We start from the raw sequence: 11984 nt of genomic DNA on the forward strand, positions 1-11984 counted from the left end.
TCTTTAAAGCTCAGTATAAATTAATTATAATAATACCTCACTCATCCTTGGAATAGAAATAAAAACACTATCGTAAAAACTGTTAACCCAATAATTCTATGAATGTAAAAAATAATAAACTCTATCACATAAAAGTTGTTTATTGAAACCAAACACATTGTTTTAAATAATATTAGTATGTTTTACGACCTATTAAAGAGTAAAAAAGCCTTCTCTTTAGTTGAAATTTTGATAGTACTAGCAATAATAGGTATACTTCTTACCATAGCAATACCCAACCTCTTCAAAGCAGAAGAAGCAACACGTAAGAGGGCAACCGAAATTGAAATGAAAGGTATAATAGCCTCTATTTACAACTACAGACTCTCAACATACTCTTTACCCAAATCTCTTAATGAACTAGTAAAAGAAGGATACCTAAAATCAACTGCTTTATACGATGAATGGAATACAGAGTATAAGTTTCAAAGTATAGGTAACAAAATAACCATAACGAGTGCAGGTCCCGACAAAAAATTCGGAACCAAAGATGATATAGTATTAGAAGAAATATTCTAGAAACCTTTCAATTTGAAAGAAGTAATTCAAGAAATTGACAATTAATCGATGTATGGAAAGTCATAGGGCACTCGTAATAGTAAAACCTGATGTTGTTGAAAAAAGAAAAATTGGTGAAGTCATATCGATAATTGAAAAGCATTTTAAAATAGTCGCTATGAAGATGGTAAAGATGACAGAAAAAGATGTATATCAATTTTATAGAGAACATGTTGGTAAAGATTTCTTTGAAAAGCTTTTGTCGTTTATGACATCAGGTAAAAGTGTAGTATTAGTTATCGAAGGAGATAACGCAATACAAAGAATAAGAGAAATAATAGGTGATACCGATCCAAAATTAGCTAAACCTGGAACTATCAGAAATATGTACGGAGAGAACTTACCTAGAAACGCAATACATGCATCAGACTCAGACACATCTGCAAAAAGAGAAATATCATTTTTCTTCGAAAACATTTAAATCAAAACCCTGCCTTTTTTTTCCTTTTCAATTCTTTCAAGTGCTTTTTCAAGAAGAACACTACTACCTCTAGAACCAAAAACCAAAAGCAAAACCTTTAAATCATCTTCGCTTATTATGGATTTTTTTAGCTTGTCCTTAGCCTCTTTTTCTCGCTCTTTTTGAACTTCTGCCTTTATATTCTCTTCCTTTACCTTTTGTGATACACTATTTTTTACATTCTTCATTTTATCCAAAGCATATTTCTCATTGCTAAAACCAGACACTCCTACCGATTTAACTTCCTCACTCATACAACCCTCCTTGGTCCTCTTTATTGATTTTCGGAAACATCAACTCATTAGTTCAACTCAAGCACATTAACTATGTTACCATGTTTATCCCTTATAGTTTTTGGATTAAGAGGATCAGGTGTTATTTGATCATCTACTATAAAGTAATAGTAGTGACTACCCTTAGGTAGGTAAACTTTTATTCTCCACACTCCTCCAGTTTCTCTACTCATCTCAAGCTCATAAGGATTCCAATTATTAAAACTACCTGATATTAAAACCTTCTGTGCATCTATATTTTTGTACTTAAACTCATATATATTACCACCTAAATGCTTAGGGTTTTTCTTGAACAATTCAATATCATTCTTAAGCTCAAAAACAGAGAAAAAACTACCTATTCCATCAGGTTCTCTTAGGTTGTTAAGGGGATCATTGATAAATACATTATCAACTAAAAGTTTGTATCTATACTTACCTCTCTTAAGCTCTTTTTCGTAAACATAGTACCATATCTTGATTCTATCATCATAACTCATACTGACAGGTTTCCATCCTTCCGTTTCTAAAACTATCTTAACACTTTTTGCTTGATTTGTATAAATAAACAATATGCTATCTCTAGTTACAACAGGTGAATAAACTATATCAGTTATACTCTGAACCTGAGCAAATATACAATAAACTTGTACAAAAAATAAAAGTAGAAAAACACTAATAGCTCTCATAAAACAATTATGAATTTAAACGTTTAATAAATCCTACTTCAAAGAAATTAAATTAAGCAAACCAAAAACAATCCTTTCATAAGCTTTATAAGACTAAAAATGGACATCCGATTTTACCAGCTATTGCCTCTTATAGAAAGAATACCCTTTTATATACTTCCAATTAGGACATAATATTGCAACCTGGTATGGAGCGAGCTTTACCTTTATTGAACTTATCTCACATAAAAATTCTTCACCCGATAGATAATCAACCATCTTTAAAGCATCATGAAAATGAGAGTATGGGATAAAAACTCTTTTTTCAATAAACTTATCATTCGGATTAATCAAAACTATTGAAAATTCCTCTCTTTTATCAGTAAATCTCAAGTATCCAATCAACTCATAATCAACAAGACTAGTTATATTTTTGAATTTACCTTCTTGTAACTCTTTTCTATATCTCCTTAAAGATATAAATTGCTTATACAAATTCATAATGTTCTTGTTCCATTTACTTTCATCCCATTCCATTGGATTTCTTGAACTCTCTTCATTCATCTTCCTAGTCTTCATCCCTATCTCTTCACCATACAATACAACAGGAACCCCAGGAAATGTAAATTGTACAGCTATCAATATCCTATAAACATCAATATTATCAACTATATCCAATATTCTAGAAGTGTCATGAGAAGAAAGTATATTTAGAGAGTTAAGTAAAACTTCATAGTCAAATTCTCTTACCAAGTAATCAATACCATTTGAGAAAGTTTGTACAGATATTTCATCTTTAACCAAACTAAAAAGTAACCCTGTTAGATAATAACTTTGGATTGAATCCAAAACTCTACTCCACTCAGAAGCAAAATTAAAAACTTCACCCATAACAAGAATGTCTCTATTCCACTCATGAGATTTTTGCCTAATAATGTTTGTAATATTCATTCCTAAATCATTAGCACAGTCAAGCCTAATTCCATCTATATCCCTATCTATCCAAAACTTCAAGACACCATTAGGAGATGTTATAAGTTTTTCAATAACCTCAGGATTATCAAGGTTAAGTTCAACCAAATCACTACCACGCCACTTATTATATCCATCCTCAGTAAGTATAAAATAATTACTATACGGAGAGTTATCATTATTAACTACAGATTTAAACCATTCATGTTCCTGGGATACGTGGTTCAGTGGAATATCAAGTATCAACTTAATATCTCTACTATGACATTCCTTAACAAGGCTATCAAAATCTTCTAAAGTACCCAAAATTGGATCAACACTAAAATAATCAAGCACATTATACCTATGACTGCTAACAGATCTAAATATAGGGTTAAGATATATTGCATCAAAGCCAAAATCCTTTACATAGTCAAGCTTAGATATTATACCCTTAATCGTCCCCCCATAATACTTTTTAGAAGGATTAGAATCAGTATCTTTACAGAATAAATCAGGGAAAATCTGATAAAGTATCCTTTTTTTTAACCAGTTAGACATATTCTTTTTCTTCCTCAATGCCTAGGTATGCATCAATAACTTTTCTATTGTTTTTTATTTCTTCAGGTTTTCCTTCTGCTATTTTCTCACCATGATCAAGTACTACTATCTTATCTGAGATTCCCATAACTAACATCATTTGATGCTCTATAAGTAATATAGTTACTCCTAATTCTCTTATCCTAGATATTATTTCCATTATCTCATTAACCTCTTTGTATGTCATACCTGCTGTTGGTTCATCAAGTAAAAGCAGTTTAGGTTCGGTTGCTAATGCTCTCGCTATCTCCAAACGTCTTTGCAACCCATAAGGTAAATTCTTAGCAAGAGTATTCATATAGCTTTCAAGTCCTAACATCTTTATATACTCAATTGACTTTTCTTGTATTTCTCTCTCCGTAACATGAAAATCTTTCGTTCTCAAAACCGCATCAAAAAATGAAGCAAGCCCAGATTTACTCCTCACATGCCTTCCAACCATTACATTTTCAAGTACAGTCATATTGTAAAAAAGTCTTATGTTCTGAAATGTCCTAGAAATACCAATTCTTGAACAATCATAAACCCTTATATTTGTAATATCTCTGTTTTGAAAAATAATTCTACCAGTATCGGGCTTATAAAACCCAGATATTATGTTAAAAACAGTCGTCTTTCCAGCACCATTCGGCCCTATTATCGAAACAATTTTGCCTTCTTCAACAGCAAATGAAACATTACTTAAAGCCCTTATACCACCAAAATATTTAGAAATGTTTACAACCTCCAGTATTATACTGTTATTCATATTCACTGCTAAAGTATAACTATTTTATTTATTTAATTTCCAAGTTAGTAAACAAAGTCTGTAGGAGAATTTGGTAAGAACTGTGATAGAACAACTTTTTCTTACCTTGCAAGATATAAGAAAAAGAAGCAATATACGACATACAAAAAACTATCTATAGCTTAACTTATAAAAACTTTCCATCAAATCTTTTACCCAAGACAAAGAAGAAGTAGTTCTCTTAACTGCTTTATTATTGTTTTCACTAAGGTTTAAAACGCTAAGAATTGCTAAATTTAAACTTTATATAGTCTTCAAGTATTATTTTTGCTGATACCGAATCAATATTTTTAACTCCTAAATTTTGTGCTATCATAGTTGTAAATCTTTCATCAAAAAGTTCAACTTCTACTCCCAAACTCTCATTCAAAGTACTAGCAAACCTTTCTATGTACTCTTGTATTCCACTCTTTGTCGAATTAAAGTTTAGCGGAAGTCCTACTATAATTTTCTCTATCCTATCCTTTCTTATAATGTCTTTGAGTTGATTTATAACATAATCCTGATTCAAAAACTTAATAGGCGTTCTTGGAAACACTATACCAACAGATGTATCACAAAAAGCAACTCCTATATTTTTGGTTCCAATATCAAGTCCCAGCAATCTCATGAAAACACCTCTAAAAGAAAGCTTGTTATCACAAATTTCGGATTCATATTAAAAACATACACATTCCTATACGCCTCATCCAAATAAGACTGTAATTTCTCTAGTTTTCCTATAGTTAAATTTCTTATTAAGTTTCCGGGTATTTTATCTACTATAGTTGGTTCTACCTCAACATCTAATCCAACAATCACACCCCTTATCTTCAAAAGGATTCGTAATATTGTATTAGCTATTTCGAAAAATTTTTCTGTTAGTATATCATCTTGTGATATATCCTCTGAAAATCTCATAACCTCTTCAAGACTATTTGATGAGATTACCTTTATAAACCTCTGTTTAAGACTTTCTATGTCATAAACTGAGTCTATAAGTATATCATAGATCGTGTAATATCTATTGCTATCTATATATTCTGAGAAGTAATTAATATCACCACCTTTGAGTTTAAGAAATGAGACAGTAAAAGTTCTTGATTTTATCGTTGGCAATATCTTCTCATAATGAGAAGTAGTTAACACAAAAAATGTACCTTTTGGCGGCTCCTCTAAAATCTTTAGCATAGCATTTTGACAGTCAATTGTGGCATTATCAAACTCAGATATTACGATAAACTTATAACCACTAAGCGAAGTCCTTGAGACAAAATCCACTATTTCTCTCGCAACATCTATACCTATACTACTTATCTTTGACAGTTTTGACACTACACTCTCCATGTTATACATTAAGCTTGATATCAAATCTACATCAAACTTACCTTGCCTAATATCAGTTACTTGATGTACTATTTCTTGAGTAACTCTCTTTTCATCTACTAGCTTCCTATGTGCTATACACATACCTACAAAACTTTCAAAAAACTTTCTCAACATTTCATTTCCTACCAGCTCATCTCTAACCTTCAGAAAAAACTTGTACAAAAGCTCATAGTAGTATGTACCAACTAGATATATATCAGTATGGTTGAAAGGTATATATCTATCGTAATCTGGTAAAAATTCTCTTATAATAATTTCAGATGAAACTAATTTCAAAGTACCTTTAGGTCCCTTGAACAATACACTTGAACTATCTTTACCTTTCACTGAAGAAAGAATTATATTTTCAAGACTTCTGTTATATGTCATTATATAGTCTTTAAAAAAGGTAGCATTGATATAATATACAAGACATTCTTAGGTAAGAATAACATCCCCAAAGTAATAATGAATATTGCCAATATTACTATTATTTCTGTTAAATGTACTTCTTCAAAAAGCGTCTCTATAAAAGACCTTCTTTTGTATCTATTTTGCATAAAAATCTCCAACTAAACTTTAGTTAACACCTTTTTGACATATTCTTCAATTTTGCCTGCTTTTAGGCACTTTGTACATATATTGATAGATTTATTAATACCATTTATCAAAACTCTCTTCTTTTGAACATTTGGCTTCCAAACCCTCCTTGTTTTTTTGTTAGAGTGACTAACATTATGGCCAAAACTAGTTCCCTTTCCGCATATTTCACATCTTGCCATCCTCTTACCTCCAAAGCGTTTCCAAATTATTATAAATACTCTACATACATTATTTCAAAAACATTTGCAGGGTTAGTAATTTCCCAAAACAGCTTATCAAGCATAAACTCAATTTTTGCAGTTCTTAGAGTCAAGAAAACTTTTCGATTCAACTCTAGAATTTTTGTCCGATAGTAGAAATCTTATAAATCATATCATTAAAATAGGAAATCTAATTATAAGGAGTTAGATATGAAGAAAGAAAGAGTTGCTCTAACTATAGCAGGTTCAGATAGTGGTGGAGGCGCCGGCATACAAATAGATTTAAAGACATTTAACGAGATTGGTGTTTTTGGTGCTAGTGTAATAACATCTATTACAGCACAAAATACCTTAGGAGTTCAAGGTATATATGATGTATCTCCAGAGTTTGTTCAAAAACAACTAGAATCTATTTTCTCTGATATAAACATACAATACGCTAAAACTGGTATGTTATCAAATGCAGGTATAATAGAAACAGTATCGAATTACATAAAAAAAGTGCTAAACGAAGGGAAACTCAAAGGACTAGTAATAGATCCTGTAATGAGAGCAAAAGGAGGAGATCCTTTACTAAGAGATGATGCTACTGAGATGCTTGTTAAAAAACTTCTTCCATTGTCATTAGTTATTACACCAAATATTCCAGAAGCAGAGCTACTATCGGGAATAAGCATAAAAACAATTAAAGACATGAAAGAATCTGCAATTAGAATACACAAAATGGGCCCCCAATATGTGGTAGTTAAAGGAGGCCATTTGAAAGGAGATTATGCTATCGATGTCGTGTATAACGGTGAGAATTTTAGTATTTTAAAATCCAAAAAGAAATTTAAAGGAGATGTCCATGGTACAGGATGTTGCTTTTCAGCAAGCATAACAGCATATTTAACAAAAGGATACGGTATACTAGAAGCTATCAGAAAAGCAAAAAGATTCGTCTCTAAAGCAATAAAAGATGGGATATACATCGGTAATGGATTCAGAGTCCTGAAAACGTATTAACCTCTGACATCAAGGGTTCTCGTAGGTGTATCACTAACCCTCTTTACATCTTGGTTCATATTTGATATTTGTTCCCAGGCATCCCTAAGCTTTGAAAGAATGTTTTTAACTTCTATAATCATGTTTTTATCTTTCTCAATATTCCCTTCAAAAAGTCTCCTGCTACAATACAAGTATATCGAATAAAGGTTATTTGCAATATCACCACCTTTTTCAAAATCAAGAGAAACTATAAGTTCAATAATTCCATCCTGAGCTCTTGACAGTTCCTTATTAAGAAGATCATATCTCTTAGTATCGAAATAAGCTAACGCTTGATCCAACGAATTCAGGATTATATCATATAATATTACAACCAACTTAAGTGGAGTAGCAGTCTCTATTTGTGTTTCTTTGTAAACTCTAGCGTAATTCATAGGTATATTTTCGGAAGTATAACTCGTTTCTTAAGTAAATTGAAAGACTATAATGTCATTATATACCATTTAGATTGTATGATTAGATTTAAGGTTGCTGTATTATTGTTCACCTTGCTCTTACTACAAAACTCATTAGGAAATACCAACGAAATAGGCAAATTGATTTCAAAAGAAAATCTAGTATTAATGATATACAAGTATGATGATTTGATAAGAAACTTTGATCTTCGTAATGAGATAACAAACTATATTGACAAAAACAAATACTCAATATACGAGATCAATAATAAGGGATTTGCAGTCCTATACTTACCTATTTCTACTAAATGGGACGAACTATATAACGGAATAGAAGGTAAAACTACTATTTCAGAAACTTCATTCATTATCAACAGTCCAAAAGTAAATTATTATGTAAGATTGGAAACAAATAATTACATTGCTTTAGTAGGAGTAAATTTCGTTAACAACTATAACAATCTACAAAAGGATGTTCCAAACACATACCTTCTTAAATTAGAAAACTTTCTAAAAGAACTCTCTCTATCGAATATTTCAGGAATATTTGCTTATCTTACAGGCAGTAACGCTACGAACTCTTTTAATTTAAACATACCTATTATTGATAGTAAATATAACTTTCTTATTGATATCGACACAATAACGGGCTATATATCGGGAAATGAAATTTACGGCAAAGTAAACATAAAACAGGCATCTAAATTAAGAAATATTTACAGTTCCAGGGGGCTAAGAAATATCAATGTTCTAAGTGATGAAAACATACCTTTTTATATTAACCTTTCAATGAACTCTGAGCTTTTTTCAGATATACTTGAGACACTATACCCAGACCTAATAAATACCTATCCAAAAATTAAAAGAGATATAATTAATACGTTTTCTGGAACCTTATTTTTGGCACTAAATAACCCCATTTATCAACAACCTCTTGATATTACCATTATACTAGGAGTAAAGTCAAAATCCGAAGCAGATAAGTTTATTAGGAGTTTTCTTGGCCTAGTAGGTAACTATAAACTAATAAACATAAGAAAACAAAGAGTATTCGAAATAGCATTTCAAGGCAATCAGAAGATATATTCGTTTCTATCTGAAAGAGAATTCGTAATAGCCACTTCACTAGGTAGACTGGAATCCTATCTAAAACTCTTTGATGAGAAAAAGAAAAGTATCATTACAAACTTCCCCACAATAAACATAAATGGAGAGCTTGAATATATCGCTTTAATAACAGACAATGACAAGGATATTTTTAGAAAATCATTTCTTATCGATCCACTTAAAAAACTTTACTTAGAACTCGATATAGATGATACTCTAAGATACATAAACTTCAAGATAGTATACCTTAACTAAATAAAAGTATCTTTAAATTACACCTTGAATGTAAACTTAACTTTTTCAATAGCATCAACTACTTTATCTATATCTTCCTTAGTATTATAAATATAAGTACTGATTCTTGCTGTACCTTCATTTGCACCTATTCTATTCAACAATGGCTGAGCACAATGATGTCCAGATCTAATAGCAATACCTTCTTTATCAAATATATAAGCAGTATCATGAGGATGAACACCTTCAATCAGGAAAGAGAATACACCTAGTCTATTATTTGTAGTTTTTGGTCCGAAAAGTCTTACGCCTTTTATTTCTGATAAAACATCAAGAGCATAATATGTTATTTCTTTCTCTAATCTCTCAATATTTTCCATACCTATACTCTCAAGGTAATCAATAGCGGTACCAAGTGCTATACCACCAGCAATGTTAGACGTACCAGCCTCAAATTTCCAAGGCAATTCATTCCACGTACTTTTCTCAATTGATACAGTTTCTATCATATCTCCACCATACATAAATGGTTCCATTTCCTCAAGCAACTCACGTCTCCCATAAACAAAACCTATACCGGTAGGACCACACATTTTATGTCCTGTAGCAACATAAAAATCGCACCCTATATCCTGAACATCAACCTTAAGGTGAGGAGCTCCTTGAGCACCATCTATAACAGTTATAGCACCTATTTCTCTAGCATACTTAACTATGTCTTTTATCGGATTTACTACCCCAGTTATGTTTGAAACATGTCCTACACTTACTATTTTAGTTTTCCTAGAAATCATATTTACAAAATCGTCTACCTTTAATCTATAATCATCATCTATATCGATAAACCTTAATCTTGCCCCCGTTTTCATAGATACAAACTGCCAAGGTACCAAATTAGAATGATGCTCAGATATAGCTATTATTATCTCATCGCCCTCTTTGAGCGTATTAAGACCCAATGAATAAGCAATCAAATTTATGCCCTCTGTAGCATTCCTTACAAATATTATCTCCTGCCATTCTCTTGCATTTATAAACCTAGCAACCTTTTTATGGGATTCTTCATACTCAACGGTAGATTCATACCCAAGAAGATGAACGCTTCTATGTATATTAGCATTTTGATTCTTATAGTACTCCTCTATTCTAGATATTACTTGTATAGGTTTTTGAGAAGTTGCTGCATTATCAAGATAAACAAGAGTTTTGCCTCTTATCTTCCTGTTAAAAATAGGAAAATCCTTCTTTATCTCTTCAGGAGTTAAAACCATAATATTCTCCTTCAATCTGAGTTTAAAATATAATAAAAATATCCACACCTTGAAAACAAAGTAATGACTATACCATTCCATCACAAAACTATCTTAATCTTCACAAACCTACACTAACAACAAATTAATCTATATACTTAAAAAACAAATACTTTTCACAGTAAACAACAAAAACACTAAACAATTAAATTTATAAGTAAAATGATTTCATTAAATTCACTCTCATACCATCTAACTCCAACATAATCAACTAAAAACCAAAAAACAAAAATATTACCAAACATCATTTCATCTCCAGAAATGGTTCAGAAAGATAAGATTTTTTTATTGCTTTCAAAACTTCACTTTCATTAATAGGTGATAAATCCGTAATAGCAGAAAATCTAACAAACCTATCATAAGTCCTAAGTTTCAAAATCATATTTTTGTACTTTTCATCAATATTCTTATCAACAATTACTACAAGTCTAACGTTAGTCTTTATATACTTTTCAATAACCTCTTCTTCTTTAGTAGCTGTCAAAATGTCAGTTTGACTATTGAAATCAGGAGCTATATTAAAGTTAAGCTTACTAACTTTTTCAACGAACAATGCAACCGCTTCTGAATGTAAAAAAAACTTCTGAAGATAGTTGCTATCAGAAGCATTAGTCAAAGTAACAAGTAATATTCCTCTCTCCGAAGAGTAGAAAGGTATCTCCGCTTTTTTATCTATGTATATCTTTAGCTTATTCCATTTTTCAAATGTTATTTCTTCATTGTATCTAAGTATAACTTGATTTTTGAATAATAACTCTGTTGCAGAGATAGCAAATCTCTTTCTTTTACTAACTCTATTCGCATCATCAATAGCAGATATATACCTATCAAAATCAATAAATCCTTTTATATATAAAGGAGGTCTATATTTCTCAGGAAAGTTACTAGTTAGTTTAGCAAAAAGAAGTTCAGAAAATACAACATCTATCTCATTTATGTTATTCCTAGAAAGTATCTCATAGTGCTCATAATCAAAGATCATACCTTGAAATAACCTTATCTCACTTTTAGTAATTCTATCGAGAAAATAAGAGTCTTTTGAATATATAACTGGTACTTCATCACCATATCTTTCTTTTATAGTAAGAGCTTCTTGTATTGAAATTTTCATACTAACTTAATTTTACACAATGTTGCTGTCATTTACAATTTAGTTTAATATGGTATATAAAGGATATTAGTATCTGTGATTTGATGGACATATATGTACAAGCATTGTAAAAACATGAAAAATTTTACTTTCATTCTACATAAACATTGCAAAATCTAAAATACCTACAACAACTATCCCTATCAACTCCTATATATCCACTTCTAATTATCCCATCACACATCTTTCGAAATAACTTATAGCCTACTCAACTTCATATCGATACCCGCAATTCCTAAAATCCTTCTCAAACTCC

The 11984-nt window shown here is 30.8% G+C and carries 15 protein-coding genes; 4 read left to right on the forward strand and 11 right to left on the reverse strand.

Going from position 1 to position 11984, the window contains the following annotated elements; translation table 11 throughout:
• Positions 1 to 177 precede the first annotated feature (177 nt).
• The gene (locus N2712_04355) at positions 178 to 558 is read left to right on the forward strand and encodes a type II secretion system protein GspG (protein ID MCX8029210.1); all 381 of its coding nucleotides are present in this window, start codon (positions 178 to 180) and stop codon (positions 556 to 558) included.
• 52 nt (positions 559 to 610) lie between these two features.
• Positions 611 to 1018, forward strand: coding sequence for a nucleoside-diphosphate kinase (gene ndk, locus N2712_04360; GenBank protein MCX8029211.1), 408 nt, complete (start codon positions 611 to 613; stop codon positions 1016 to 1018).
• Here the strand turns inward: ndk and N2712_04365 are convergent.
• From N2712_04365 to rpmB, 8 genes are all read right to left on the reverse strand, one after another.
• The gene (locus N2712_04365; protein MCX8029212.1) at positions 1015 to 1311 is read right to left on the reverse strand and encodes a hypothetical protein; all 297 of its coding nucleotides are present in this window, start codon (positions 1309 to 1311) and stop codon (positions 1015 to 1017) included. The genes ndk and N2712_04365 overlap by 4 nt on opposite strands.
• A gap of 47 nt (positions 1312 to 1358) precedes the next feature.
• Positions 1359 to 2018, reverse strand: a complete 660-nt coding sequence (locus N2712_04370; protein ID MCX8029213.1) for a hypothetical protein — start codon at positions 2016 to 2018, stop codon at positions 1359 to 1361.
• Between the two features lie 120 nt (positions 2019 to 2138).
• Positions 2139 to 3509 carry an alpha-amylase family glycosyl hydrolase gene (locus N2712_04375; protein ID MCX8029214.1) on the reverse strand — a complete coding sequence of 457 codons (1371 nt, stop codon included), beginning with the start codon at positions 3507 to 3509 and terminating at the stop codon, positions 2139 to 2141.
• Positions 3502 to 4296, reverse strand: coding sequence for an ABC transporter ATP-binding protein (locus N2712_04380; GenBank protein ID MCX8029215.1), 795 nt, complete (start codon positions 4294 to 4296; stop codon positions 3502 to 3504). Before N2712_04380 ends, N2712_04375 begins: the two co-directional genes overlap by 8 nt.
• A 259-nt stretch (positions 4297 to 4555) precedes the next feature.
• Positions 4556 to 4945, reverse strand: coding sequence for a Holliday junction resolvase RuvX (ruvX, locus tag N2712_04385; protein MCX8029216.1), 390 nt, complete (start codon positions 4943 to 4945; stop codon positions 4556 to 4558).
• Entirely contained in the window at positions 4942 to 6072 is a 1131-nt protein-coding gene (locus N2712_04390; GenBank protein ID MCX8029217.1) for a hypothetical protein, read from the reverse strand. Before N2712_04390 ends, ruvX begins: the two co-directional genes overlap by 4 nt.
• Positions 6072 to 6242: a hypothetical protein gene (locus N2712_04395; GenBank protein ID MCX8029218.1), complete on the reverse strand. Its 171-nt coding sequence runs from the start codon at positions 6240 to 6242 to the stop codon at positions 6072 to 6074. Before N2712_04395 ends, N2712_04390 begins: the two co-directional genes overlap by 1 nt.
• Before the next feature lie 12 nt (positions 6243 to 6254).
• Entirely contained in the window at positions 6255 to 6464 is a 210-nt protein-coding gene (gene rpmB / locus N2712_04400) for a 50S ribosomal protein L28 (protein ID MCX8029219.1), read from the reverse strand.
• Positions 6465 to 6695: 231 nt separating this feature from the next.
• Between rpmB and thiD the strand changes: the two genes are divergently transcribed.
• Complete coding sequence (thiD, locus tag N2712_04405) at positions 6696 to 7490, forward strand: bifunctional hydroxymethylpyrimidine kinase/phosphomethylpyrimidine kinase (protein ID MCX8029220.1); 795 nt, start codon at positions 6696 to 6698, stop codon at positions 7488 to 7490.
• On the opposite strand, the gene fliS is transcribed toward thiD, so the two are convergent.
• Entirely contained in the window at positions 7487 to 7906 is a 420-nt protein-coding gene (gene fliS, locus N2712_04410; GenBank protein ID MCX8029221.1) for a flagellar export chaperone FliS, read from the reverse strand. The genes thiD and fliS overlap by 4 nt on opposite strands.
• Positions 7907 to 7984: 78 nt before the next feature.
• Here fliS and N2712_04415 point away from each other — a divergent pair, with 78 nt between their 5' ends.
• The gene (locus tag N2712_04415; GenBank protein ID MCX8029222.1) at positions 7985 to 9289 is read left to right on the forward strand and encodes a hypothetical protein; all 1305 of its coding nucleotides are present in this window, start codon (positions 7985 to 7987) and stop codon (positions 9287 to 9289) included.
• 17 nt (positions 9290 to 9306) lie between these two features.
• Here N2712_04415 and N2712_04420 read toward each other — a convergent pair whose 3' ends face one another.
• Together N2712_04420 and N2712_04425 are read right to left on the reverse strand one after the other, a co-directional pair.
• The gene (locus N2712_04420) at positions 9307 to 10539 is read right to left on the reverse strand and encodes a cysteine desulfurase (GenBank protein ID MCX8029223.1); all 1233 of its coding nucleotides are present in this window, start codon (positions 10537 to 10539) and stop codon (positions 9307 to 9309) included.
• A gap of 283 nt (positions 10540 to 10822) precedes the next feature.
• Positions 10823 to 11689 carry a hypothetical protein gene (locus N2712_04425; protein MCX8029224.1) on the reverse strand — a complete coding sequence of 289 codons (867 nt, stop codon included), beginning with the start codon at positions 11687 to 11689 and terminating at the stop codon, positions 10823 to 10825.
• Between the last annotated feature and the right edge of the window lie 295 nt (positions 11690 to 11984).

This window comes from Brevinematales bacterium (assembly GCA_026415355.1).
Lineage (GTDB): Bacteria > Spirochaetota > Brevinematia > DTOW01 > DTOW01 > SKYB106.